The sequence below is a fragment of the Brevibacterium sp. Z349TD_9 genome, from assembly GCF_056173565.1.
The window spans coordinates 3,788,170-3,814,042 of the sequence record NZ_CM149680.1 but is presented as its reverse complement, the minus strand read 5'-3'; the positions used below and the strand labels follow the sequence as shown (position 1 = coordinate 3,814,042).

Below are 25,873 nucleotides of genomic sequence, written 5' to 3'. Positions count from 1 at the left end.
GGGACACTGACCGCCGGCAACCGCTCGGTTCCGATCCCACTGCGCTGGATCGATCCATGCCATGTGGATCGGAACCGAGCGGTGACCGATTCGCGATCCGCCCCGTGCGCGCTCCTCACCCCGCAAGCGCGCCGCCTGCCAACCGCCGGACCACCTCGGTGAGGTGATGGAGACCGGAGAGGAGGTCCTCGTCCTTCGTGAACTCCTCAAGGTTGTGCGAGATCCCGGCGACGCTCGGCACGAAGAGCATGACCGTGGGCACCGTGTCCTTGAGATTCGTCGAGTCGTGCCCGGCCACCGTCATCACCCTCGCCGAGGTGAGCCCGAGGTCATCGGCGACCGCGCGGGCGAGCTGGACGCCGTCCTCGCCGTAGGGGTTCTGATCCCAGCTGTGCTCGGCGGTGATCTCGATGTCGACCCCGACCTCCTCGGAGACCTTCGCGACCGTGCCCATGAGCGAGGCATGGGCGGCGGCGATCACCTCGGCGCTGGGGGAGCGGAGGTCGAGGAGGAGCTCGACCTCGCTCGCGACGACGACCGGCGAATTCGGGTAGACGTTGAGCTCACCGCACGCGGTGTGCAGCGCTCCGGGCTCGAACTCGTCGACGAGCTCGCGTGCGGCGACGACGAGTCGCGCCGCGCCGAGCAGGGCATCGCGCCGATCGGCCATGAGCGTCGACCCGCTGTGGGCCTGCGCGCCGTGGACGCGGAACCCGAACTTGTGCGCGGCCCACGTCGCATCGACCAGCCCGATCGTCACGCCGTCCTCCTCCATGCTCCGCCCCTGCTGGACGTGGATCTCGGCGTACGAGGCGATCTCCGGGGCGGTGAAGTCCCCGCGTTCGCCGATCGCATCGAGCGCCTCGGCGACGGTGACCCCGTGCGGGTCGGTCGTCGCGAGCGCCGCCTCGAGGTCGGCCTTGCCGGTGAAGACGTTGCTGCCCATCATCGAGGGCTTGAACCGTGAGCCCTCCTCGTTGAACCAGTTGACGACGGCGAGGTTGAACCGCGCCTGCGAGGGGTCGGCGCGGAGTTCATCGGCGATCGCGAAGCACGCGTGCGCGCTCGCCATCACGCCGTACGCGCCGTCGAAGCGACCGGCCGTCGGCTGCGAGTCCATGTGCGATCCGGTGAGGACGTACGGGGCGCCGGGGACGAACTCGAGCAGTCCGAACTGATTGCCGATCGCGTCCCGTTCGACGGTGAACCCGTGGTCCTCGAGGAGCCGGGCGAACCACGTCCGCTGCTGCCCGTCGGCCTCGCTCGCGGCCTGCCGATCGACCCCGTTGGTCCCCTCGACCGCGCCGAAGCGGGAGTGGACGGCCCAGTCGGCGAGGAAGTCGGCGTCGCGTTCGGCCTGGGTTGGGGTGCTGGGGTTCTCGTTCATTGTGTGGACTTTCCGTGCGGGAGCCAGGTGCTCAGTGCTTGAAACCGGGGAGGTCGACGCTCAGCCTCGGCGCGATCGCTCCGGCGAACGCCGTGAAGAGGGAGAGGAAGACGAGCATCGCCGCGGCCGGCCACCAATGGTCGTTCGCCGAGGCGACGAACCCGGTCGCGAGCAGCGGGATGAAGCCCGAGAGCATGCCCGCGGCGTTCTGCGCCATGCCCACCCCGGTGTAGCGGGTCGTCGCGGGGAAGAGCCCGGTGAGCACCGTGCCCGAGGCCGCGTACGGCAGGGACAGCGCACCGACGGCGATCGTCATGGCGATGACGATGAGGACCGGCTGGCCGGACTCGAACAGGAGGAACGCGGGGACCGCGATGACCGCCGAGGCGATGCCGCCCCAGAGGATGACCTTGCTCGCGCCGTACTTCGCACCGAGCATCCCGCCCCAGATGAGGATGAGGATCTCGACCGCGGCGGCGACCATGCTGCCGAGCAGGAGGAGCGAGTCGTCGTAGCCGAGGATGTTCACGCCGTAGTAGACGCAGAAGGCGGTGACGAGATAGAAGCCGCCGACGCCGAGGAGTGCCGCAGCCATGCCGACGATGATCTGCTTCCAACTGCGCTTGAGCGTCGTCGAGATCGGGCTCTTCTCGACCTCACCGGACTCCTCGAGCTGGCGGAAGACCGGGGACTCCTCGAGGCGGCTGCGGATGTAGACGGCGACGAGGAGGAGCGGGATGGCGACGAGGAACGGGATCCGCCAGCCCCACGAGTTGAAGTTCTCCTGTGAGAGGAGCAGGGTCATGACGAAGAAGCCGCCCGAGGAGAGGATCGTGCCGATCGGCGAGCCGATCTGCGGGATCGCGGCGTAGCGGGCGCGCAGGTGGAGCGGGGCGTTCTCGACGACGAGCGTCATCGCCCCCGACCATTCGCCGCCGACGAAGAGACCCTGCGCGATGCGCAGGAGGACGAGGAGGACCGGGGCGGCGAACCCGATCGCCGCGTACGTCGGGAGCATGCCGATGAGGCCGGTGACGATGCCGATGCCGACGATCGTGATCATGAGGACCCGACGACGTCCGATCTTGTCACCCATCCGACCGAAGATGATGCCGCCGATGGGGCGGGCGGCCAGGCCGACGCCGAAGGTCGCGAACGATGCGAGGGCTGCGGCGGTGGCGTTTTCCGAGGTGAAGTACTGGACGTTGAAGATCAGCGCGGCGGCGGCGCTGAAGAGGAAGAAGTCATACCATTCGAGCGCGGTGCCGATGAGTGCCCCGGCGGCGACCTTGTTCGCGTCCTTGACGCTGAGTTCCTGCGTCGCGTCGTATTCGATCGCCGAGGTGGTGGGGTCGTTGCTCATGCGTGATCTCCGTCGATTGCGTGGGCGGTTCTGCGATTGCGGGGGCGGGCGTCCGCCCGCGTGGGTCGGGCGTTCGGCTGGGCGGGTGGGGCGTCCGTCTGAGCGGGTCGGGGCGGACGACCGTGTGACTCAGAACATTACCGAGTGAGATCGCTCGGTCTCCACGGAGAATTGCCGCAATTGTCCCGGTCGGGATTGTGCATATGCACATACACTGACGACATGAGTGCGAACGACGGCCGCCTCCATGATCGGCCGCTGCCCGGCGATCGGCAGCGGTGGTTCGAACTCCTCGACGCCCTCGACCTCGACGAGCTCACCGAGTCCTTCATGGACCGCGTCGTCACCGTCCCAGGCTACGACCCCGCGCCGATCCCCGTCTCCGAACTGCGCCGCACCGGCAGGAACTCGTTCACCACCCTCATCGACGGTCTGCGCGCCGGCGGCTTCGACGGGGTCGTTGCCGTTTCGACCGAGGTCGGCGTCTCCCGCGCCCGAGCGGGCATCCCGCTCGAGGCGCTGATGACGGCGATCCGCCACGATTTCACCGTGCTCTGGGAGGCGCTCACCCGCGTCGCCACCCGGGACGACGCCGAACTCGTCATCCGCCACACCGGTGACGTGCTCAGCACCGTCGACGAGTACGTCCTCCAGGTCCAGCGGGCCTACACGGCCGAGCTGCAGCGGATGCGCGCCGAGGAGTCCTCGGTCCGCCAGGGCTACATCGCCTCGCTCTTCCAGGACGTGAACCCCACGGACGAGCGGTTGGCCACGATCGCCTCGGCGCTGGGGATCGATCCGACCGAGGAGCTCATCGTCGCCGCCTCCCGCGAGGAGGACACCCCGGACCTGCGCGTCCTCGTCTCCGCACACGAGAGCACGGGCGGGACGATGTTCACCCACCACCTCGGCGGGGTCCTCATCGCTTTCGCATCCGCGGCAGGGGTGCGGCGGACGGGGATCGACGCCCGCCTCGCCGATGCGAGGGTCGGGTTGGTCACGGCCGCCGGGATCGCGTCCCTGCGTCGCCTCGCGCTCACCGCCAGGGATCTCGCGCAGGCCATCACCCCAGGTGAGACGGGAGCGATGACGTGGAGTCGGGGGTGGGCCAGGCTCGCGGCGCAGGCTCTCAATGCGACGGGGAAGACCGTCGGCGGCGACATCGACGAGGCCCTCGCCGCGTGCGGGACGGCGGAGCGGGAGCGCCTCGTCGAGGCGACCGGGGCGTACCTCGAGACCGGGAGCATCGGACGGACGGCTGCCGTGCTCTACTGCCATCGCAACACCGTCGCCAACCGGCTGCGGCGATTCGCCGAGGTGACCGGGGTCGATCCGACGATCCCCGCCGAGGCGGCCCGCCTCGTCGTCGCGTGGGCGTGAGCCTCTGTCGTCGACGGGGTGGGCGCGGTGGGGACGCGGTGCGGGAATCGCTGTCGCCGGCGGGAACGTCTGTCCCCGGCGGGACGGTCGGGGCATACTTGAGTCACGACGACCGGCAACGGAGCCGGTCGTGCGGTCTATCCGTCCACGTCATGAGGTGAGAAGCCATGCCGGTCAGTCCCCACGTCTTCATCAGCGGCGGCCAGTGCGCCGCCGCGTTCGAACGCTACCGCGACATCCTCGGCGGTGATCTCACGATCGCGCTCGCCAAGGACGCGCCTCCCGAGGCGCGGATGCCCGGCGCACCCGAGGATTCGGTCATGCACGCCGAGCTCGACCTCGGTGATTCGCGGATCATGGGCGCCGACGATCCGACGGGCACAGGGGACGCGATGACCGGGGTCGCCCTCTTCTATGCCGCTCCCGATCCGGAGGTGGCGAAGCGGATCTTCGACGTCCTCGCCGAGGGCGGTGAGGTGCAGATGCCGTTCGCGCCGACATTCTGGTCGGCGGGATTCGGGGCGTGCATCGACCAGTTCGGAGTGCCGTGGATGATCGATACGACCCAGGAGCCTGCTCCGCAGTGAGCCTGAATCGGCCCGGGCTGGGTCGGGGTGGAGCCGGGTCGGGGTGGGGCTGTTCGGATTGGGGTGTGCCGGAGGGTCCGCCGGACAGTTCGCGGGACGGTTCGCGGGACGGTCCGGCGGACAGTTCGCGTTCGACGGATGCCGTGGTTGCCGAAGTGCTCTGGTTTCACGGAATACCTATGGTGCCTGGGGCAGTGGTGTCCTCAGGCCCTCGCAGCTCTGCAGGCTCTCGTAGCTCTGCCCGTGGGGTCCGGTGAGGGCGGTTGCGATGCCGTCGACGGCGAGGACGAAGCGGCCGCCGGAACTCTCGATGCCGAGGTCACGCAGCTGGTCGCCGATCTCGGGCAGCACGCGCTCGCCCTCGTTGCTCACCCAGACGACGTCGTCGCGGGAGCGCATGAGGTCGGCGAAGGCGGCTCGGTGTGGTGGGTCGACATAGGCGAGGACAGCGCTGTGGAACACGACGACCTGTGAGTCGGCCGGGGCCTCGGCGATGAGCGATTCCACGCCGGCGACGAGATCACCGGTGACCAACCTCGGCGGGTCGGCGGCGGCGATGGCGGCAGCGGCGTCGAGGCGGTCGCGGCGGACGGTGTGCTCGGGCCAGATGAGCGAGCGCAGCCATGCGCGGTCCTCGGGGTCGGTGACGTCGAGAGGGTTGAGGTCGATCCCCGCGCGCCAGACGACCCCGGGGAGGCGAGTCGGCGGCGCTGTGCCGGTGAGCGTGCACTCGAGATCGACGGTGCTCGGGCCGTCGACGGGATCGAGTCGGACGGTGCTCGGGCCGTCGACGGGATCGAGTCGGACGGTGCCGAGCTCTCCTGTGCCGTGCTCCGCTGAGTCCGACTCCTTGGCGCCGGACTCTCCGGCTCCGGACTCTCCGGCTCCGGACCCTCCTGTGCCTGACCCTCCAGCACCTGACTCCCGGTCGGCGATCGAGACGTTCTCCCCGGGGACGGCGACGGTCCGATACGTGTAGCTGTAGCGATCGGGATAGAGGCACAGCCCCGCCGAGGCGCCGACTTCGATGAGCGAGATAGGCCCGTTGATCTGCGCCAACGCCGGCAGCAGGACGGCGCACCGACCGGCCTCGTTCGTCTGCGTCGAGCGGGCGAGCATGAGCGAGCGGGTCTCGTCCCAGTGCTCGAGCAGCCACGTGCGCAGCTGCGCGTAGTCGCCTTCACCGGCGCCGAGGTGTCTGGCCGCTCCGAAGAGCAGATTCGCCTGGCGTTTGGGCCGGGGAAGGTCGAGAAGGAGGCGGAGGACCGCCTCGTCCTCGGCGACACCGCTCGCCCAGTCGACGTAGATCGGGGAGGTGCCGGCCGCCTCGACGCCGGCGAAGTTCCGGTAGTATTCGCGCAGAGTTTCGGTGTCGAGATCGGTCATCGGTCGCATGCAGTCGTTCCCTTCCGGCCGAAGTCACCGCCGGTGCGGCGCGATCGTCTCCTCATCGTAGACCGGGCGGTGTCGGCCTGGGCGGTTCGGTGCGGGTGTGCCTCGGGACTGCGCGGGTGTGCTTCGGGACTGCGCAGGTGTGCTTCGGGACTGAGCGGCGGCCGCGCCGTGCCCCGGCGTCAGCACCTGCTCGTAGGATCACCCACACCCAGGCCGTGCCGACCCCTCCGCTGTCAGACCCTCGACGCGCCTGCGCAGGCACCACGACGAGGCCACCAACGGTCGCCATGAGAGGACCGCCCCAGATCACAAGCGCAGACCATCACACACCCAGCACACTTGAGAACAAGAACAGTTGACGACAGATTCGAAGCACATAGAACAGGAGTCAAATAGTCGAACAAAAAACAAAGAAAACCATAGACAACACCGAAATAGGTGTATACTAGGAGCATCAACACCGACGTTGATGAATGGACCAGGAGGCCATGACTCTCACCCCGGACCGCACCCCGAAGAAGCCGAAGCGCCACGCTCCGACTCCCTCGCAGAATGCGCCCGGGCCCGATGAGACGTCGACGAACTCCCGCAGGACACCCGCGGCTGATGGTCCACGTGACGAGGCGATCAGCGAAGAACTCCAGTCACTGCGCGACCAACTCGCCCAGGCCGGATTCGACCTCACCGGACACCCCCTCGCCGACGACTTCGACGCCCTCGACCCCGTCACCACCAACACCCCGGTCCCCGAGGACCCCGCATTCGACTACTTCTCCACCATCGATGACTCCGATATCGACCTCTTCGGACCTCGCCGAGACAACGGCGGAGAAGAGACGGACGAGTGGCCCGGCGATGCTCCCTCACAGGACCCCGAACACCCGATCCCAGACGACACCGCCCATCCCGGCGACCTGCCCGCGACCGCCCGCAATGGCCAGTCACAACGGGTGCCGTCGACTCCCGCGAACTCAACCAACACCCCTGGGCCCCTCCCGTCCGGCTCGTCGATCCCGCAGTCTCCTGATGACTTCAAAACGTCGGTTCCCGTCGACACCCCCACCACGGACACCCCGGAGACTGTCGGCACAGGCACCGTCGAGACGGCTGATGCTCCTGGGTGGGTGAGTCGCCACCCTCTGCTCACTGACACCGCGTGGGCGGACCTGTCGAGGTTCGCTCCGGAAGTCACGACCAGCATCACCACGCTCATGGACTTCAGCACCGGGCTGCGCTCCTTCGACCGGCCCATGGGCCCGGATGAGGCTCTCCTGCTCATCGATGGCACCGAGGCCCTGTCCCGGATCACCGAGGCACTCTCCACCCTGGCCCTGTCGGTCTACGAACGTGTCGGAACACCAACGGACACAGGTGCCAAGGACACGAAATCCCTCATCCGCGACCGGCTCAACCTCACCCCGACCGAGGCGAACCGGCGGGCCGAGTTGGCGAAGAACCTCGGGGGCAGGGTCGATACCACCGGACAAGCCCTGCAACCGTTGTGTCCGGAAGTCGCCGAAGGCCTCCATGCGGGCATGCTCTCGGCAGGGCAGGCGAAAGCCATCGATGACTGCCTTGATGACCTGCCCGCCTGGGTGTCAGCCGAGCAGCGGGCGGATGTGGAGAAACGCCTCGTCGACTACGCACCCCAGGTGCGGGTGAAGGATCTGCGGGGGATCTTCGATCGGATGTTGGCCTACATCGACCCCGACGGGGCCAAACCTCGTGAGGAGACCCCGCGCACGGACTATTCGGTGACGGTTCGGCCCAAGCGCAATGGGGACTGGGTGCTCGGGGGACTGCTCGACCCGGTGTCCGGGGCGGCATTGAACGGGTTGCTCACCTCCCGCATCCACTCAGTCACCCCGGATACCGATGCCAGCGGCCACAACTCAGGGACCACGGGTGATACGGGCGTCGACAGTGAAGACGCCGGTGGCACATCGCTGGGACACCCTGCAACCCCGAGCGGCAGCAATGACACTGCCGCCGACCAGGCTGCGCTCTTCGAGATTGTCGATCAGGTCCTCCACGGGGAGCTTCATGATGCGCCTCTGCCGATCCCGCAGGCACCCCCAGACTGGGCAGTCCCGCCTGCCACCGACGACGCCTACACGCTCGGCAACGGTGACGGCGACGGCACGGGTTCTGCCACTTCGGCCGGAATCACCGATCCGACCAACACCACAGGCGGCGTGGCTTCCGGTTTCCCGGTCGGGGTCGGGGTGCGTGAGGACGGCACCCCGGTCGACCTCACCGGGCAGCGGCCTTCGGCGCGGGCGTGGATCTATGAACGCTTCGCCACCCTGATCTCTCGGATCAGCATGGACCAGGCCGGCACCGGATCCCCCTACGCTCTCGTGGTGACCGCGACCGCTGAGGACCTCGCTCATCGGACTGGGGAGGGCACGACCGGGGTCGAGACCCCGATCCCGATCCACGAACTCGTAACCAACGGGCTCAACGGGGACGTGTTCTTCCACCTCATGAGTGAGACCGCGCACACGATGCAGGTGATGACGGAGAAACGGTTCGCGAACAAGAAACAGGTCGCGGTCATCACCGCCCGTGACAAGGGGTGTACGTTCCCCGGGTGTGATGCGCCCCCGGGGTGGTGTGAGGCCAATCATGTGGTGCCCTGGGCCAGGGGTGGGAAGACGACGATCAACAATCTGGCTCTGGCCTGCAGTGCCCACCATCACCTGTTGGATCGCTGCGACTGGGAGATGCTCATGCTTCTGGATGGGTGTCAAGCCCCGGGTTTCGTAGAGGCTCCTATTCTTGGTTTCCTAAGCAGCCGCGGGTTCTGTCCCGGACTGGTTGATCCATTCGGAATGGACCTCGACGGGCGGTCGGTAGTTAATCGCTGAATGCAACCTGGACTGGTTGTACCAAGCCACCCACTTCGACGTCTCCGCCATCACCTCGATCAACCCCGACCACCCCTTCCGGTCGATGAGTTCGGCCTTGTAGACCGAGTTCAGCGCCTCGGCCATGGCGTTGTCGTACGAATCCCCACGCGACCCCACCGACGCCACGACCTCGGATTCCGCCAGGGTCTCGCCATAGCGAATCGATCGGAATTGCACCCCGCGATCCGAGTGGTGCACCAGCCCGGAAACGTCTTCACCGGCCCGATATTTCGCAGCGAGAGCCATCGTCAGAGCGTCCCTGGCCAGGGACTCCCGCATGTGGTTCGTCACCTGCCAGCCGACGATCTCCCTGTGGAAGACATCGAGGATGAACGTCGTGTATACCCACCCAGCAGTCGTCGGAACATAGGTGATGTCCGCGACCCATAGACAATTGGGTGCCGGTGCTGCGAACTCACGCTCGACAAGATCATCCGGACACTCCTCAGCCCTAGCCGAAGCCGTCTTCGGGCGCTTCCTCCTGCGTCGAATACCGTCGATGCCTAACTGGCGCATCAACCGCTCCACCGTGCAGCGGGCCACCGGGCCGAACTGATCCGCGTACTCGCGGTTGATCGCCTTCCACATCTTCCGCACCCCGTAACACGAGTAGTTCGCCTCATAGACATCCTGGATGACGACCATCAGCGCCTGGTCTCGGCGGGCCCTGGCCGATGGTTCGCGTTTCTTGAACGCGTAATACGAGCTCACAGCAATCCGTGCCGCAGTCCCGGACAGGGCGCGTACGATTGGCTCGACTCCGAACTCGTGACGATTGTCGTCGATGAAGACGACAATCACTTCGATGGGCGGTCGAGCTCCGCCGCGAAGAAAGCCGACGCTCTCTTCAAGATCTCGTTGGCCCGCTTCGCTTCAGCCAACTCCGCCCGCAGCCGACGGTTCTCCGCTTCCAAATCGACTGACTCAGTCGGTGTGGCCTTGCCGGAGTCTTTGTGCTTACGGACCCAGACTCGCAGGGTCTCTTTGCTCAGACCGAGCTCGCCGGCGACACGGGTGATTGCCCCGTTCGCCGTCTCCGGATCGGCCTGAGCATGAATGACGAGTTCGACGGCGCGAGCCTTGAGTTCGTCGGTGTATTTCACTGGCAAGAGAGAATCTCCTTCTTCCAATCTCCCTGCCTCTATTATCCCCGGGGCGATTCAGGGCGTCCGGCGTGGAGACCACCGGCGTCGGTGGATCCTGCCCGACGACCACTGTTGCATCCGCGGTTCCTGGCCGAGGAGATCATCGCGTCCCTCTTCGACGACCACCCCGACACGGTGAGAGATGATCACTCTGACGGGACTGGTCAGGATCAACAGCGGGGCACCGGGTGAGGGCACAGCCCTGTCCTCATCGGCTGAGTTGAAGCACCTGTTCACGCAATCTCTCGGACCTCATCCGCATGACGTCATCCGTGCGACGCCATTTGTATGACGCCATCCGTAGAAAGTAATCCGTATGACGCCATTAGTGCGATGTCATCCGTGAGAAGGAGTCTGTGGGGTGTCGTTGACAGCGAGATCCCGCAAGGCGGAGATGGCATCGGCGATGAGCTCCTGTTGCGGATGCCCCGGATCGCTGATTGCGTGGATGTATCGCGTCGGAGCGGGATCCGCCAGTGGCACGATTCGCACTCCCGGCGGCAGCGGGTCGATGCCGAGCCGGGGAAGGATCGTCACACCGAGTCCGCGACTGACCATGTGCAGGGCCGTCGGGAAGGAATGCGCCTCATGCTTGAAGTGGATCCGTACGCCGGCTCGCGCACATGCGTCGAAGAGAATCGTTCGGCAGGGTCCGTCGCCGATGTCATTGTCGATCCACTGCAGCTCTTCGAGCTCAGCGAGCGAGATCGAGTCGCGAGAGGCGATCCGATGGTCGTCGGGAACAGCGACGACATACGGGTCTGCGACGAGCAGGTTGCTGTCGACCTCGACGGGAAAGCGCAGTTCCTGCGACTCAGAGATGACCAGCTGAATATCGGAGCTCAGCTCCCTCCACGGTCCTTCCGCGAGATTGAGCTGAACGGCGGTATCAGGGTAGCGGTTCTCGAGGTAGGCGACGAGCTCCGGCAGCCATCTCGTCCCAGCCGACGCGAAGTACCCGATCGACAGCCGGTTCACACGGCTCTCCTGCAGTTCGGAGATCCGCTGCTGCAGTCGACTCGATGAATCGAGAACCGCCTCTATCTCTCCGAGGATGGAGGCGCCCGTTTCTGTCAGGCACAGTCCGCGTCCGCGCCGGGTGAATAGGGTGAGACCGGTTTCGCGTTCGAGCAGCTTGAGATGATGACTGACGGCTGACGGTGAGAGTCCGAGATGATGAGCGGCAGAGCGGACCGAGCCCGTCATCGCGACCGACTTGAATGACTGCAGATGCGCGACGGAGTGCATACCCCAACCGTACGAATACCGTGCACAGTTGTGCAAGAGCGTGCGCTTTTCCCTTACGATGAGAACCGTAATAATCACAGATATGAGACGCAATCCAGAGCGAGAAGGCTCGTCGAGGGCAGCCGACGACGCTGTGGACACCACGGCGACACCGCTGGCCACCGCGCCGACCGGCCGATCGCTGCCTCTCTCCGTCCGCTTCCCCGCATTGCCATGGGTTGCCGCACTGCTGACCATGGTCTTCTGGGCGTCGTCCTTCGTCGTCATCCGTGACGCAGCTGCCCACTTCAACCCCGGAGCGATGGCACTGCTGCGCTGCCTTGCCGCAGCCGCCGTGCTCTCGCTGTGGATGCTCATCCGGCGCCCGCGGTTCCCCTCATCGATGCGCGCCTGGCTCATCGTCGCCCTCTGGGGAGTGGCGTGGTTCGCCGCCTATGTCGTCGTCCTCAACGCAGCGGAGCATTCCATCGACGCCGGCACCGCCTCGATGATCGTCAATGTCGCACCGCTCATCATCGCGGTCTTCGCAGGCATCGTCCTCCGCGAGGGGCTGCCCTGGCGCCTCCTGCTCGGCATACTCATCTCGCTCGGCGGCATCGGGCTGATCACGGCAGCGAGTTTCACCGGAGTCATCACCTTAGGTGGACTGGTCCTCAGCCTCGTCGCCGCCGTGCTCTACGCGGCATGTGTGCTCCTCCAGAAGCACTTCCTCTCGCGCGAGGACTCCGTGACCGTGACGTGGCTCGGTATCCTCGCCGGCACAGTTGCGTGTCTCGTCTTCACTCCGAGCCTCGTCGCCGAGGTGGCCGCCGCACCCATCGGCATCACCCTCCAGGTCGTCTACCTCGGCGTCGTGCCGACTGCGATCGCGTTCAATCTCTGGGGATTCGCTATCCGCGTTCTCCCGGCCGGCCTGCTCAGCTCCTCAAGCCTTCTCGTCCCGGCGATCGTCGTTCTTCTCTCATGGATCATCCTCGCCGAGGTGCCGCCGCCGCTGGCAGCCGCGGGCGGAGTCCTCTGCCTCGTTGGGGCCGCATGTGCGATCGGACCGCAGATCGTGAGCTCGCTGCGAGCGTCCGCCGAGCGCTCGGGCTGACCGAAGCACGCCCCAAGGCGCACGGACGGCGGTGTGATCCGCTCAGCCTTCGGCCTTGCCCTGACGCCAATAGCCCATGAACGCCACCTGTTTGCGATCGACGCCGACCTCCTGGACAAGATACCGACGCAGGCGTTTGACCGGTCCCGCCTCACCGGCGATCCACGCGTAGAACGGCCGGGCCGTGCTGTCGCTCGAACTGCTCTGGGCGGCCTGAGAGAGCTGGGAGGGAACGTCCCAGAGGATCTCGGAATCGATGTCGACGTCCGGGAGCTCGACGCCCGAGCCTGATCCTCCCACCTCGGCGAGGACCCTTCTCTCCGCCTTCACCGCCGCCCGGACTGCGGGCTCGAGTTTGGCGCCGAACTCAGCATCACCACGGGGGAGCCATTCGATCTCGAATCCGTCGGGGAGGGTGAGATCGAGGACATCGGCAGGGCTGGGGACCTCGATGACCGCCTTCCCACGCACGCTGCCCCCGACCAGTGATTCGAGGATCGAGGCGATGGCCGGCACGGCGGTCTCATCTCCGGCGAGGAGGAGCTGATCGGCGTCGCCGGATCGGAACTCGATCCCGCCGTAATCGCCGTCGTGATCGCGCGACGGTCCGATGATGTGAAGGCGGTGACCGATCTCTGCGGTCTCGGCCCAGCTCGCGGCCGGACCCGAATGTCCTGCCTCGTCCGTGTGAAGGACCATGTCGACGACGAGCTCACGGGCCTCGTCTCGCCACTCGCGGACCGTGTACGTGCGCATGCACCCGCGCAGCGCCTCGTCGAGCTGCAACCACGCCTGGTACCACGAGGTCCCGGCCTGTGCCTGCTCGCTGAAGAACCCCACAAGGTCGAAAGCGGGAGCGGTCGTGCCGCCTGGGGGAATGACGAGCTTGATCCTCAGGTCGCGCGGATGGTCGGTGACGCCGAAGCCGGCGAGTCCGGGACCTCCGAACGTGATGCGACGGAAGGCGGGACTGAGATCCTCGATGCCGATGACGGTGGCTTCGAAGGCGTTGATGGATGCTCGTGACACGGGTTCTCCTCTGGCCCCCGCGGCGAGTCGAGACCCCGCGGCGACGATGGACGTTCGTTCACGTCGAGTCTACAGATAAGGGTAGCCTTTCCACACTGTCTGATCGCCGATGTGATTCAACCGACGTCCCGACGGCGGCCGGGTGCGAGCACGGACTTCCCGTGTCAGGTCGGGCGCGCGAAGAGACGGCGCACCGGACCGATGCGAGCCAGGCATGCTGTGCACCGGGCCGGCGCGAGCGGGGTCGTGCTGTGCGCCGGGCCGATGTGAGCCGGGCATGGTGTGCCCCGGGTTGGCAGGCGTACCGGGAAGGCGGGCGCGGGGGCGTGCTGCGGCCGGGCCTATGTGAGCGTGGACCGCGCACCGGCCCGGCCCGCGAATTCCCCGGCGTCTCAGTATCCGTAGCCGTCGTTGATGGTGATGACGACCTTCCCGTCGACGATCTCAGCCGTCCCGTCCACGGAGAACGTCACCGTGTCATCGAACGTGCCGTCATCATCGAAGAACGAATCATAGTTGCCGGTGACGAACGCCTCTCCCTCGGTCACCGAGGTGACGGCCCAGGCAGGACCGCCGTTGGGGCCGGTCGTCTCTCCCAGGTCGTAGTACGGATCCGACGAGCTGTCCGCCACGGTGACCGTGGGATACGAGGAGGTGGACCACTTGATGTTCGTCGCGTCGTAGCTCTCGGCGCTGAACGAGCCGAACGGGCACCCGTCGGGCTGGGCGACGGTCTTCTGCGCGCAGCTGTCGATGAGGGTCTTGACCTGCTTGTCGACCTCGCTGCGGAACGCATCGGTCGGCTGCGCCGCGAGGAGAGCCGGTTCGACGCCCTCCATGTCCGCATCGTCGACGCTGCCGGCGAAGAACGTCCGTGCCTCGATGGGGTCGGCGGAGATGAGCTCTGTCTGCTCGGCGAGCCCGACTTCGTAGAGCGCCGGGAACGCCGGCAGCGCCAGCTGACTGCCGTCTGTGTCGACATCGATGCCGTTGACTTTGACCGTCGTCAGCCCGGGAGTCTCCACCGCGAGGTAGGACAGCTCAGGTGACTGCAGCTTCCAATCGTCGAAGAACAGAGCAGTCTTACCCGACTTGACCAGGGAGAAGTCGGTCGTGCTCTTGCTTCCTCCCAGGTCGAAGGTCGCCGACACCGTGGCCTGGTCGTCGGAGACGTCGGCATCGGCGACGGTGATGTCCGTGGGCAGAGCCTTGGCGGCGCCGAGGACGTCGTTGGTGAGCAGCTGCCTCTGCTCCGCCGGCACATCGACATCCGCGATCGACAGCGCCCCTTCGGCGTCTCCGTCGGCCAGTCGGTCAAGGTATTTCTCGACGGCCGCTTCCGGGCCGAACATCCGACCGTTGACCTGGGTGACGACGATGAGCGCGGCGACGATGACGAGGACCGAGACTCCGCTGATGACGCCGACGACGGTGGCCTTCTTCCGGTCGAACGGCTTGGCCGGGCCTCCCGACGCGCCGGGGGATCGCCCGTCGTACGCAGACTGCGCTGGTGCCGACGCTGCCCCGGAATAGGTGCCCGCCTCCGACCACGCGCGCGTGGATCCCGTGCCGGTCTGACTCGGCGATGGGTCTGCGCTCCACGAAGATGAGGGTCCGGCGAAGTCTGGGGCGGACTGCGCCGCTGATCCCGAGACGGATGGATCCGCAGCCCCGGAGGCGGACTGTGCAGTCGAGCCGGAGGCCGCGTGGAGGGCCGAATCGAAGGCGGACCGAGACGTCGTCCCGGAAGCAGGCTGTGACGCCGAGCCGGGTGCTGACTGCGAAATCGGATTGCCGCTCGAATCCTGCAGTGCTCCCGACTGCGGACCGGCCGGGCCGAACGGAGTCTGCGGCGGCGGAGGCGGTGTCTGGCCCGATCGCGTGCCGGAGACCGCGCTGCGATGGATGAGCGGATACTCCGGAGCGCTCATGCCGAGTTCGCGACCCCAGTGCGGGTGCGTCGCCCGACCGGCGAGGAACCGCGTCACCGCAGGCATCGTCAGCGCCAGGCGCGGCCCGAGCGTGCGCGAGAGCACCTCGATGAGGCCGCCCCAGACTGCGAAGACGAGGAACGACCACGCCAAGGTGCTCAGTGCGGCCTGTCCGGCAGCCATCGACCCGAAGACATCCGTCGCTCCGGCCGAACCGCGCACAGAGGCCCGCATCGGGATCGCCGTCAGCGAGAGGATCCCCCACACCGCGGCGAAGGCGAGCGGGATCCTCCACGCAGAATGCCACTGATTCGGATCCTGACCCTGCACCGTCCACCGCGGCTGCCGCGTCACCGTGGCGACGAGCGTTGCGGCGAGGACCGCGACGACGACGGCGAGCAGACCCAACCACAGCTGCCCGGGAGCCTCGTCGCTGAAGATCGTCAGTGACTCGGAGAACGTTCCCGAGTCCGAGAAGCCACCCGATCCCGAACCGAAGCCACCCTGTATCGAGAACGTCACCCCGCCGAGGTGGACGAGCAGAGTGAGGATGAGACCCATCGTGATGAAGACGAGCGGAACCACCTGGCCGGGGACGTCGAGACCGAAGGGCAGGACGAAGATCGCCACGATCGACATCACGGCGACCATGACGACGAGATGGACCCATGCGACGAGCAGAGGCGGAACAGCCCAGCGGAGGAACGGGGCGCCGATCGCCTCTGTGCCCTTGAAGTGGCCGGCGACTCGGCCCCACGCGCTCACCGCGGCGATGACGAGCAGAGGGACGAAGAACGAGCGCGCAGTCACCGCCGAGAACTCGAACTGCGCGGCACCGCCGCCTTCCATGAGCGCGAACCGTGCCGCGAAGATGAGCTGGAGCAGGAAGAGCACGATGGTGAACGCCAGCGCGGAGATTCCGATCCGGATCCACGTCGACCCGCGGTTGGGAGACGGCTGGCGTCGCTCGCTCCACTGGGTGAACCACCACAGGGTCCCGAGGACGACGAGCGTGACGAGCAGTGGGGCGCCGGAGAGGTGGAGTGCGCCGTTCGCGGAGGCGAAGTCCTCGATCTGCAGGTCGAAGCGGAACGCGGCCGAACCGAACAGGGCCAGAGCCATGAGGACGAATGGAAGGGCGTAGCCGATCTTGTCGGTGTCCGCGCCCATGGTCTGGGAGGCCGAATCGACCTCGGCGGTCGACATGACGACGACCGTGAGGATGATCGACACGAGGATGCCGGCGGCCAGGGCGATCCCCGGAGGAATGAGCACCGCCTTCCACGTGGCTCCGCGGGCAAGCGGTGCCAGGTATGTCGCCGCCCGCGGCGAGGGTCCCGCGCTCGATGTGGGATAGGGAATGCCCTGCGGGGTCGCCCCCTGCTGGGGATACTGTGAACCCTGGTACGGCGTGCCCTGCTGGGGGTGTGGCGCACCCTGCGAGGCGGCACCCTGATACGGCGATCCCTGCGAGGCGGCTCCCTGATACGGCGCATCCTGGTACGGTGATGCTCCCTGGTGAGCGGGCCCCTGGGGCGGATGCTGCGACCCCGCCCCCTGCCACGGCGGCGTCGACGGGGGATTCGGAGTTCCCTGAGGAGGGGCACCGTGCGTGGATTCGCCCTGTGGCTGCCGGGACCCGGATCCTTCCGGGGAGTAAGGGGTCCCCTGCTTTGGGGAGGGCGAACCTTCCGGCGAGTACACGGAGTTCTGCTGGGCAGCGGCTTCCGGGGAGAAGCGCGGGAACTGCTCGGTCGGCGCGCTCGTGTCCGAACCTGAGCCCGGTGCCCTCGTGTCCGAGCCCGGTGCGCTCTGAGAAGTCGATTCGCGACTGTCCACTGCTGGCGCGGCTGTGACGGTGTCTTCCGCATCGGTGCCGCTGGACGCGGAGCTGTTGAGATTGGAGCTGCTGGTGTCAGAGGTGCCGGGATCAGAGTTGCTGGGATCAGAGCTGTCGGGCGTCGAGCTGCCGGGACTAGAGCTGACGGACGCCGAACTGCCGGGACGGGTGCTGCTGCGGGCGGGCTCGGCGGAGGGCTTCTTCGGTGCCGCTGACGGCTTCCCGGCAGCCGACGGCTTCGCAGTTTCTGACGGCTTCGTGGTCCCCGACGGCCTCGCGGCTTCCGATGGCTTAATAGCTTCCGACGGCTTCGCGGGCTTCGACGGTTTCGCGGAGCCCTCCTCGGGGCTGCGCTTCGAACTGTCGGGGGACCGCTCTTCGGGGTTCTGGGACGATGTGCTCATGGGGAATCCTTCGACTGCTCAGGCCCGAGTGCGTCGCCGACCTCATTGCCGCCAATGATGCCTGCTGCGCCGGGCTGATGGGGACGTGATCAGTCATTCGCAACGACATATCCATCTGTAGTGGCATCCTATATTAGGCTGGAAACAGCAGAGGGAGTTTTTCTCAGAATTCTGTGTCCGACGACCGATCTGGAGCTGCCGATGAGCGACAACCCTTCCCGAGGCGGGCGTGGCCAGAACGATGGGTGGCCGCGCGATGATGCGAGCGGAGGACCTCAGCCCGGCCGTGGCCCGGGGCCCGGTGATGCGGACGCGTGGGGGCCTGCCGCGGAGACCGGTTGGGGATCGGGGTCCGATGACGGCTGGGACCGAGGTCCCGCCGACGGCGCCGAGGCTGCTCGACAGGGCAGCGCGGGTCCCGGCGCCATCGGAGCATGGGGTCCCCCAGCGGAGACGGGATGGGGCCGCCCGAACGAGGCCTCGCCCTTCATCGCCGCTCAGCAGCCGGCGTCGGCGCGGCACCCGAACGGAGCAGAGCGTCTCGGTGGGGAGCAGGAGCGTCCCGGACACGAGCCCGCGCGCCCGGCGTCCGAGCGCCCCGGCATACCTCCTCGTCAGCCGGAGGCGGGACCCCACCAGCAGGGAATGGAGCCCCATCAGCCGGGAGTGGGGCCCTACCAACAAGGGATGCGATCCCAGCAGCAGGAGATGGGGCCCCACCAGCAAGGGGCCGGGTTCGCTGCCGCGGGCCCGGGGCGGTCTGCGGCGCCGACGACCGATCGACGCCGTCGCAGGGGCGTCATCGGACTCTTTGTCGTTCTCGCCGTCGTGGTCGCCGGTGCCATCGGGTGGGGCGCGGCGATGTTCTTCACCCAGGACGACTCGGGTGAGACGACAGTCGCCAGCTCTCCGACCGGCTCGGCCTCGCCGTCGCCGTCCGGCGGGCCGAGTGCGGAGACCACGCCGACCGCAGAGTCATCACCCGAACTCCCCGATGACCCGAAGGAGGCGCTCGATCAGATCGTCGACCGCGACCGCCCCTCTGTGGTCAAGGACCTCAATGGCAAATGGGTTCCCCAGCTGAGTTCGAAGCGAGTCGGCCTCGAAGCCGAGGGAAAGACGTGGAAGGAAGCGGACATCCTCGCCGAATACGAGGATTTCCGCAACGAGTATCCCCGGGTACAACTGGTGTGGTCGGGTGATTTCTCCAGCTTCAAAGAGGACGATTTCTGGGTGACCGTCGTCGGCATCGGCTACAGCGACCCCGAGGACGCACTCGCCTGGTGCTCCTCGAACGGTCTGGGGCCCGACCACTGCTACGCCAAGCAGCTCAACACCTCAGGGGGATACGAGGGAACGACCCGACTGCAGGACTGACGGCGTCGGCGACGAACGGACCTGATGCGACGGCAAGCACACCTGCACCTATGACGGCTGCGCGGCGCGGCCCGACGGCCCCGCCGACGTGCTCGAACGCCGTGAGGACATCGCAGAGGAGTGACGTTCGATGATTGGTGACCAGGCAGTGACCCGCTGTGACGAAGTGTTGACTCCGCAGCGGAACGAGCAGTCTAAGATCGAACCATGACTTTCTGGTGGCAGGAGCTGCGAAGCAACCTTGCCCGATCTTACGAAGACCCTTCTGACCAGCGGTGGAATCCCGCCATTGCGACTCTTCCGGTGTCAGAGAGGGCTGCCGAGCTGTTCCGTGAGGTCGAGGAGGACTTCCGCGCCACCGGGTCGCGCACGCCGAAGTGGGAGGACCCCCACCTCGACCCCGAGTTCGAGTGGGGCGGAGGACCGGCCCCCGACGGCTGGTCGGACGTGACCGATCATGAGAAGTTCACCATCGTCCACGCACGCGCGCGGGCGTGGATCAATGTGCTCGCCCGACGCGGCACCCGCGTCGCCGACCACCCGGTCGATTGGGCCAGCGACGACCCCTTCCTCTCCGTGGCCGACCGCAGCGCGATCCTCACCAGCGACGTCGAGGGCAACCCCGAGCTCGTCATCGGATTCAACGACTTCGTCGCCGACGACGACGGAATCGACCGCGTCGCCAACGTCGTCGTCGCCCTCGGCGATCCGGCCGTGTCTCTCGCCCGCGTGCCCGACTGCGGCTGCGACTTCTGCGACTACGGTTCCGACGTCCTCCTCCAGCAGCTCGACAGCCTCATCTTCTCCGTCGTCGACGGTTCGATCGAAGCGCAGTCAGGGGGCCGGTACTCCGGCTACCGCACCTCGTTCGACGCCGCCGGAGAATTCTCCGGGGAGATCACCCACCGCCAGGCCAGACATCGGTCACGACCGTGGTTCCCCGATTGGACGCCCCGGCCCATGCAGGAATGGGCCTGACCGCAGCTCACCGATCGCCGCGGTCGACGGTCTCGACGAGCTTCGCCGCGACGGCGAGGTCCTCCCACGACATCCCCGACCCCTTGAAGATCAGCGTGCGGTCCGCGTCAAGCGTGACCTCGCCCGTGCTCACCTGCTTCATCGTCACGATCGTGTCCGCGTCGAGGGCACCATCGGTGATCGCGAGGACGACGTCCCCGGCTTCGCGCAGGGCGGTGTCGAGGTCCTCGACGACGACCTCTGAGCGAGCGAACAGCTCCGCCGGCAGCTCCCGTGCGTGCGGATCATGCGAGCCGCACGCAAGCACCACGGCACCGGGGCGGACGAGATCGGCGTCGAAGAGCGGCGTGCGCGCGGTGGTCGCGGCGACGACGATGTCGGCGTCGCGCAGGGCCTCGTTCGCTTCCTTCGACCCTGCCGCGAGTACCCGTCCACGATCTCGCGCCTCGTCGTCGACCCGGTCCGGGGAGCGGACGACGAAGACCGCCTCGGCGACGTCGAGCTCCGCCCTGATCGTGTCGGCATGACCGATCCCCTGGGGCCCGGCGCCGAAGATGACGACCTTCACCGGGTCCGGGAAGCGCGAGAGCGCGGGCAGGACTGCGGCGACGGACACGGCGGGAGTGCGCAGGGTCGTCAGTGCCGCGCCGTCGATGACCGTGCGCAGGCGCAGCGTGGAGGCCTCGTACATGAGGTACTGGCCGAGGATGCGGGGCAGCCCGCGTTCGGCATTGTCCGTCGAGACTCCGACGAGTTTGACCCCGACCCACTGTCCGAACTCCGAGGGCATGAAGATCATGTTCCCCGCGCTGATGTCGGTGACGGTCCGGGGAATGTCGTCACTGGGATCGAATCCCCCGGCCAGCGTCTCGCGGAGAGCGGAGACCGCCTCGGCGGGGGAGAGGGCCGCGAACACGGCTTCGGCGTCGAGATAGCTCACGTCGTCCATGGGTTCTCCTCACTGGTGCGGGTGCCACGGCTGTCCTGCCACACTATGTGATCGCGCCCACAATTCCGAACGGATTCCGCCGGGAGGAAGCGGCGTCAGCCGCGATGGAGGGCCGGCCGGGGTGGAGGGTCAGCGTGGCGAAGGCGACCCCGGCGGGTGGAAGGGGTCGCCCCTCACACCGAGCGTCGGGCGGCGGAGGCGGCCTCTTCGGCGAGGATCGTCAGTGCCTCGGCGATGAGCGGCTGCCGACCCGAACCGCTGCGGACCCCGGTGAGGATCTTTCGGGAGGGGACCGGGTCGCCTCGGAGGGGGACCCGGACGACGTCGTAGCCTTCGGGCAGGTGAGCGAGCCGGGGGACGAGCGCGACGCCGAGTCCGGCGGAGACGAGCGCCGCACCGGTCTCCCATTCGTGGGACTCGTGGGCGACCTCGGGGAAGAACCCTGCGGCCGCGCATGCCGTACGGACGAGCCGGTGGTAGGGCGTGCCGGGCCGGTCAAGGATCCACCGTTCCTCCGCCGCCTCACCGAGCGCGACCGACTCCCGGCCGGCGAGACGGTGGCGGCTGGGGACGAGGAGGTCGAGACGGTCACTGAAGAGCGCCGACTGCTCGAAGCGGGTGTCGCTGCGCGGCGGCAGCGGATCGGTGGCGACGACGACGGCGATGTCGGCCTGGTCGGCGACGAGGAGGTCGAAGCACTCCTGCGGGTCCGCCTCGATGATCCGCACGGTGCAGTCCGGATGCGCGCCCATCACCCGGTCGGCAGTGAGCGGGAGCAGGCTCGCCGCCGCCGTCGAGAACCCGCACAGGCGCAGCGTCCGCGTGCCCGTGGCGGGACCGATCGATGCGAGCTCGCCGCGGATCTCCTCCCACCGGGTGAACAGCTCCTGCGTGCGGTCGAGGAGCATCTGCCCCGCCGGGGTGAGTGCGAGCATCCGCCCGCGCTGCTCGAGCACGGTCACCTCGAGGTCCTTCGACAGGGTCCGCAGCTGGTGTGACACTGCCGACGGCGTGTACCCGAGCCGCTCCGCGGCGGCGGTGACGGTGCCGACCTCGGCGAGCACGCGGAGGACGTGGAGACGACGATCGATCATGCAATATTCTTGCATGATCGCGGACAAAATGATTCGCTTCCTTTCGCCGAGGTGGGGGCGGAGACTGAGAGGGAACGGCGAAGTCCCTCCGGCGCTGGGCCCGCGCCGCGACAGCCGCTGCAAGGCGGTCGCAGCCCGGGGTGCTCGGTCGCCGGCGCCGATGACCCCGACGCGACAAGGTGGTGGAACCGATGACCCTGCTCCCCGACAGCACAGTCGATCCCCGAACGCGGGCACGCGGGCTCGATCTTGCCAGGCCGGTCGTCCCCGGAACGGATCCACGCGGGCTCGATGAGCTCATCGACGAGCGCCGCCCGGGCTACTCGCTCGAGGCCCCGTTCTACACCAGTCCCGACTTCTTCGCCCGCGATGTTGAGGCGATCTTCGCCTCGACGTGGATCTTCGTCGGCTCCGTCGCCGAGGTGCCCGAACCCGGCGACTTCGTCACCATCGACATCGGCACGTACTCGGTCATCGTCATCCGCGATGACGACGGCGAGGTCCGTGCCCACCACAACGTCTGCCGCCATCGCGGGACGAGACTGCTGAGCGACCTCGCCGGATCGGTGGGCAACATCGTCTGCAGCTACCACCAGTGGACCTACACGCCCCGCGGTGAGCTCATCTCCGCGGGAGCACAGGCACCGGGCTTCGATCCCGCCTGCTTCTCCCTGCGCTCGGTGAGCGTGCGCACCATCGCCGGGCTCATCTTCGTCTGCCTCGGACCCGAGCCGGACGACATCGACGAGGTGGCCGACGTCATCGCGCCGTACATCGCCCCGCATGACATCGCCGGAGCGAAGGTCGCAGCACAGGTCGACCTCATCGAGGACTCGAACTGGAAGCTCGTCATGGAGAACAACCGCGAGTGCTACCACTGCGAGGCCGGGCATCCGGAGCTCACCTGCACATTCTTCCCCACCTACGGGTACGCCCCCGAGGAGATCCCACCCCGGCTGCAACCGGCCTATCAGCGCTTCCTCGATGCCGAACGGCGACTCCACGACGACTGCGACCGCAACGGACTTCCCTTTGCCCTCGTCGAGGAGCTCAGCGGCCGCCCGACCGGGTTCAGGATCGAACGCGCCGCCCTCGACGGACACGGCGAGTCGTACACCATGGACGGGTCGGCCGCCTCGGCGAGACTGCTCGGCGACCTCGACACCTTCTCCCTGGGCCGGGCCTCACTCCATGTCCAACCGAACATGTGGTTCCACGCGATGGCCGACCACATCGTCACCTTCAGCCTCGTCCCCCTCGCCGCTGACAGAACGCTCGTGCGCACGACGTGGCTCGTCGACGCCGAGGCGGAGGAGGGCGTCGACTACGACCTGGAGAACCTCACGACGGTGTGGATGAAGACGAATGAGCAGGACGCGGCCTTCTGCGAACGCGGTCAGCTGGGGGTGTCGTCGCCGGCGTACCTGCCGGGGCCCTATGCCCCCACCGAGGCGCATCTCGACGAGTTCTGCACGTGGTACATCGAACGGCTGAAGGCCCACAGAGAGAGGGTGTGCGGGCGATGAGGTACGTGAGGTCGCCGTTCCCGCTCGTCGCACCGGAAACGCCGAGCAGGTCGAGGTTCCGAGTGCCGGCACTCGCGACCCCCGCTGCCCGACCCCGCGGCACGGACGGACTCCGCGACACGGGCGAGCTCCGCGACGCTGACGAGTTCCGCGACACGGACGAGGGGATCACCGGTCTCGCCGTCTGCACAGCCATTACCGCGAACACCCACGACGTCATCACGATTGAGCTGTGGACACCGTGGCTGACCAGGGCCGACTTCGAACCCGGCCAGTACCTCACGGTGCACGTGCCCGAGCTCGGACTCGACCGCTGCTACTCGATCTCCTCGGCGCCGTTCGGCACGAACACGCTGACGATCACCGTCAAACGACAGGCGGGTCCGGTCTCGGCCTACCTCCACGACCGGCTCCGGGTCGGCGACCGACTCCATGTCGACGGGCCGTACGGCCTCTTCAGCACGAGCTTCCATCCCGCCCGCCGCCACCTCTTCGTCTCCGCGGGGTCGGGGATCACCCCGATCATGTCGATGGTCCGTGCGCTGCTCGCCCGCAATCCTCCCGAGACGATCGACATCGTCCTCCTCCACAGCGCCTCGACCCCCGACGACATCGTCTTCCGCACCGAACTCGACCAGTTGGCCGAGGTCCCCGGGATCACCGTCATCACGATGTGCTCCCGCGACTCCGCGACCGAGATCTGGAGCGGTCCGCGCGGGCGGATCCGCCGGGACGTCCTCGAGTCGGTCACCGACCTCACCGAACGGGAGGCCTTCGTCTGCGGGCCCAGCGGATTCATGGACACCGTCCGTTCCCTGCTCGCCGAGGCGGGGGTGAGCCGAGTGCACGAGGAGACGTTCGCCTTCGCGACGACTCCCGCGCAGCGGCTCGCTCGCCGCAGAACCCCGGCGACGGAGGGTGTAGGCGCGACAGTCTCCGCGGGACTACCCTTCACCGTCGAGTTCGCCGCGAGCGGCCTGTCCGTCGACTGCGACGCCGAGACGACCGTGCTCGACGCCGCGCTCGCCGCAGGTCTGACCGTCCCATCGTCATGCGAGTCGGGCATGTGCGGGACGTGCAAGTCCGACCTGCTCTCCGGCGAGGTCGATATGGACCACCAGGGCGGCATCCGTCCGAAGGAGATCGCCGCCGGCCGATTCCTTCCCTGCTGTTCGACGCCGCTGAGTGACCTCGTCATCGACGGGTGAGCAGACCGCTCACCGCAGGACGAAGCCCGGGACGAGGTCATCCTTCGGGTCGACGGTGAAGCTCGACTCGGCGACCTGGTGCGCTGTGCCGGTGACGACGGGGACGACGCCGTCATCGGTGACGTCGAGGACCCGCGCGGTGAAGCGCGTGCCGACGATCGACTCGTGGACGAGCCGCTGCCCGTCACCGAGCTCGCCGGTCGCATGGAGGGCGGCGACCCTTGCCGCTGTGCCCGACCCACACGGGGACCGATCGACCTGCCCGTCGGCGAAGATCGTGACATTCCGCTGGTGCAGCTCGCCGGCTGAGGTGGTGCCGAGCCGGTCGACGACGATCGTCCCGTACACCCCGCTCAGCCGCTCGTCATCCGGGTGGACGGTCAGCGGATGTCCGCGCAGTCCCGCCTTCACCTCCCGTCCGAAGGCGATGAGCTCGCCGAGGCGGTCGGGAGTGACGTCGATTCCGCTGTCCTCGACACAGGCGTAGAGCGCCCCGCCCCATGCGAGATCGACCTCGACGGGACCCCGGCTCGTCTCCACCGTGACTCCTGAGGCGACGAGGCGGCTGGGCACATTGACGAAGTCGACGGCGGTCACGGCGCCCTCGGCGTCAGTGTGCACGCTCGCCCTCACCCTGCCGGAGGGGACGTCGAAGACGACCTCGGTGGGACCCGCCTCGGCGGGGCGGATGAGCCCGGACTCGACCGCCCAGACACCGAGCGCCATCGTCCCGTGACCGCACGCGGTGGAGAACCCGTCCTTGTGCCAGAAGAGGACGCCGAGGTCCGCGCCGTCATCATCGGGCGGGACGAGGAACCCGCCGTACATGTCGGCATGCCCGCGCGGTTCGAAGCAGAGCAGCCGACGCAGTCCGTCGACCTCCGGACTGGCGATCGCGCCCGCCCGCCGGTCGGCGACGGCGGACCCGGCGATGTCGATCAGCGGGTCCGCGACGATCCGGAACGGCTCCCCGGCCGTGTGGTAGTCGACCGTCTTTATCATCACTGTGGGTCTCCCTTTCCCT

At 67.5% G+C, this 25,873-nt stretch carries 20 protein-coding genes and 1 other annotated feature; of the genes, 9 read left to right on the top strand and 11 right to left on the bottom strand.

Annotated elements, in window-relative coordinates:
* Positions 1–115 precede the first annotated feature (115 nt).
* Both AC0VYB_RS17540 and AC0VYB_RS17535 read right to left on the bottom strand, forming a co-directional pair.
* The gene (locus AC0VYB_RS17540; RefSeq protein ID WP_009376745.1) at positions 116–1,387 is read right to left on the bottom strand and encodes a M20 family metallo-hydrolase; all 1,272 of its coding nucleotides are present in this window, start codon (positions 1,385–1,387) and stop codon (positions 116–118) included.
* A 31-nt stretch (positions 1,388–1,418) separates the two neighbouring features.
* A complete protein-coding gene (locus AC0VYB_RS17535) occupies positions 1,419–2,750 on the bottom strand; it encodes an MFS transporter (protein WP_009376744.1) in 1,332 nt (443 codons plus the stop codon).
* 222 nt (positions 2,751–2,972) lie between these two features.
* On the opposite strand from AC0VYB_RS17535, the gene AC0VYB_RS17530 reads away from it, so the two are divergent.
* Together AC0VYB_RS17530 and AC0VYB_RS17525 are read left to right on the top strand one after the other, a co-directional pair.
* Complete coding sequence (locus AC0VYB_RS17530; RefSeq protein ID WP_167560084.1) at positions 2,973–4,130, top strand: RsbRD N-terminal domain-containing protein; 1,158 nt, start codon at positions 2,973–2,975, stop codon at positions 4,128–4,130.
* 167 nt (positions 4,131–4,297) lie between these two features.
* A complete protein-coding gene (locus tag AC0VYB_RS17525; RefSeq protein ID WP_009376740.1) occupies positions 4,298–4,717 on the top strand; it encodes a VOC family protein in 420 nt (139 codons plus the stop codon).
* Positions 4,718–4,894: 177 nt separating this feature from the next.
* Here AC0VYB_RS17525 and AC0VYB_RS17520 read toward each other — a convergent pair whose 3' ends face one another.
* Positions 4,895–6,103 (bottom strand): DUF2332 domain-containing protein, encoded by a 1,209-nt coding sequence (locus AC0VYB_RS17520; RefSeq protein WP_240941165.1) that lies wholly within the window; start codon positions 6,101–6,103, stop codon positions 4,895–4,897.
* 482 nt (positions 6,104–6,585) lie between these two features.
* Between AC0VYB_RS17520 and AC0VYB_RS17515 the strand changes: the two genes are divergently transcribed.
* Positions 6,586–8,982: an HNH endonuclease signature motif containing protein gene (locus AC0VYB_RS17515; RefSeq protein ID WP_475384892.1), complete on the top strand. Its 2,397-nt coding sequence runs from the start codon at positions 6,586–6,588 to the stop codon at positions 8,980–8,982.
* On the opposite strand, the gene AC0VYB_RS17510 is transcribed toward AC0VYB_RS17515, so the two are convergent.
* From AC0VYB_RS17510 to AC0VYB_RS17500, 3 genes are all read right to left on the bottom strand, one after another.
* Positions 8,902–9,825, bottom strand: coding sequence for an IS3 family transposase (locus AC0VYB_RS17510; protein ID WP_009381362.1), 924 nt, complete (start codon positions 9,823–9,825; stop codon positions 8,902–8,904). The genes AC0VYB_RS17515 and AC0VYB_RS17510 overlap by 81 nt on opposite strands.
* Positions 9,733–9,861: a sequence feature (AL1L pseudoknot), on the bottom strand. It overlaps the preceding gene by 93 nt.
* Positions 9,822–10,127: a transposase gene (locus tag AC0VYB_RS17505; RefSeq protein ID WP_009381361.1), complete on the bottom strand. Its 306-nt coding sequence runs from the start codon at positions 10,125–10,127 to the stop codon at positions 9,822–9,824. Its footprint overlaps the feature before it by 40 nt. Before AC0VYB_RS17505 ends, AC0VYB_RS17510 begins: the two co-directional genes overlap by 4 nt.
* Positions 10,128–10,505: 378 nt before the next feature.
* The gene (locus AC0VYB_RS17500; protein ID WP_240941302.1) at positions 10,506–11,684 is read right to left on the bottom strand and encodes a LysR family transcriptional regulator; all 1,179 of its coding nucleotides are present in this window, start codon (positions 11,682–11,684) and stop codon (positions 10,506–10,508) included.
* Here AC0VYB_RS17500 and AC0VYB_RS17495 point away from each other — a divergent pair.
* Positions 11,653–12,513 (top strand): DMT family transporter, encoded by an 861-nt coding sequence (locus AC0VYB_RS17495; protein ID WP_009376727.1) that lies wholly within the window; start codon positions 11,653–11,655, stop codon positions 12,511–12,513. The genes AC0VYB_RS17500 and AC0VYB_RS17495 overlap by 32 nt on opposite strands.
* Positions 12,514–12,555: 42 nt before the next feature.
* Here the strand turns inward: AC0VYB_RS17495 and AC0VYB_RS17490 are convergent, their stop codons facing one another.
* Complete coding sequence (locus AC0VYB_RS17490; RefSeq protein WP_063250349.1) at positions 12,556–13,542, bottom strand: siderophore-interacting protein; 987 nt, start codon at positions 13,540–13,542, stop codon at positions 12,556–12,558.
* A 392-nt stretch (positions 13,543–13,934) separates the two neighbouring features.
* Positions 13,935–16,748, bottom strand: coding sequence for a hypothetical protein (locus tag AC0VYB_RS17485; protein ID WP_009376717.1), 2,814 nt, complete (start codon positions 16,746–16,748; stop codon positions 13,935–13,937).
* 577 nt (positions 16,749–17,325) lie between these two features.
* Here AC0VYB_RS17485 and AC0VYB_RS17480 point away from each other — a divergent pair.
* From AC0VYB_RS17480 to AC0VYB_RS17470, 3 genes are all read left to right on the top strand, one after another.
* Positions 17,326–17,775 (top strand): hypothetical protein, encoded by a 450-nt coding sequence (locus tag AC0VYB_RS17480; RefSeq protein ID WP_475384891.1) that lies wholly within the window; start codon positions 17,326–17,328, stop codon positions 17,773–17,775.
* Between the two features lie 629 nt (positions 17,776–18,404).
* Complete coding sequence (locus AC0VYB_RS17475; RefSeq protein ID WP_475384890.1) at positions 18,405–19,094, top strand: hypothetical protein; 690 nt, start codon at positions 18,405–18,407, stop codon at positions 19,092–19,094.
* Positions 19,095–19,397: 303 nt separating this feature from the next.
* Positions 19,398–20,072 (top strand): DUF6226 family protein, encoded by a 675-nt coding sequence (locus AC0VYB_RS17470; protein ID WP_475384889.1) that lies wholly within the window; start codon positions 19,398–19,400, stop codon positions 20,070–20,072.
* Between the two features lie 7 nt (positions 20,073–20,079).
* On the opposite strand, the gene AC0VYB_RS17465 is transcribed toward AC0VYB_RS17470, so the two are convergent.
* Positions 20,080–21,021 (bottom strand): ornithine cyclodeaminase family protein, encoded by a 942-nt coding sequence (locus AC0VYB_RS17465; protein WP_475384888.1) that lies wholly within the window; start codon positions 21,019–21,021, stop codon positions 20,080–20,082.
* A 173-nt stretch (positions 21,022–21,194) separates the two neighbouring features.
* Positions 21,195–22,115: a LysR family transcriptional regulator gene (locus AC0VYB_RS17460; protein ID WP_475384887.1), complete on the bottom strand. Its 921-nt coding sequence runs from the start codon at positions 22,113–22,115 to the stop codon at positions 21,195–21,197.
* A gap of 191 nt (positions 22,116–22,306) precedes the next feature.
* On the opposite strand from AC0VYB_RS17460, the gene AC0VYB_RS17455 reads away from it, so the two are divergent.
* Positions 22,307–23,641, top strand: a complete 1,335-nt coding sequence (locus tag AC0VYB_RS17455; RefSeq protein ID WP_475384886.1) for an aromatic ring-hydroxylating oxygenase subunit alpha — start codon at positions 22,307–22,309, stop codon at positions 23,639–23,641.
* Positions 23,642–23,703: 62 nt separating this feature from the next.
* The gene (locus AC0VYB_RS17450) at positions 23,704–24,849 is read left to right on the top strand and encodes an FAD-binding oxidoreductase (protein ID WP_475384885.1); all 1,146 of its coding nucleotides are present in this window, start codon (positions 23,704–23,706) and stop codon (positions 24,847–24,849) included.
* 9 nt (positions 24,850–24,858) lie between these two features.
* On the opposite strand, the gene AC0VYB_RS17445 is transcribed toward AC0VYB_RS17450, so the two are convergent.
* Complete coding sequence (locus AC0VYB_RS17445; RefSeq protein WP_475384884.1) at positions 24,859–25,851, bottom strand: proline racemase family protein; 993 nt, start codon at positions 25,849–25,851, stop codon at positions 24,859–24,861.
* Positions 25,852–25,873: the final 22 nt, after the last annotated feature.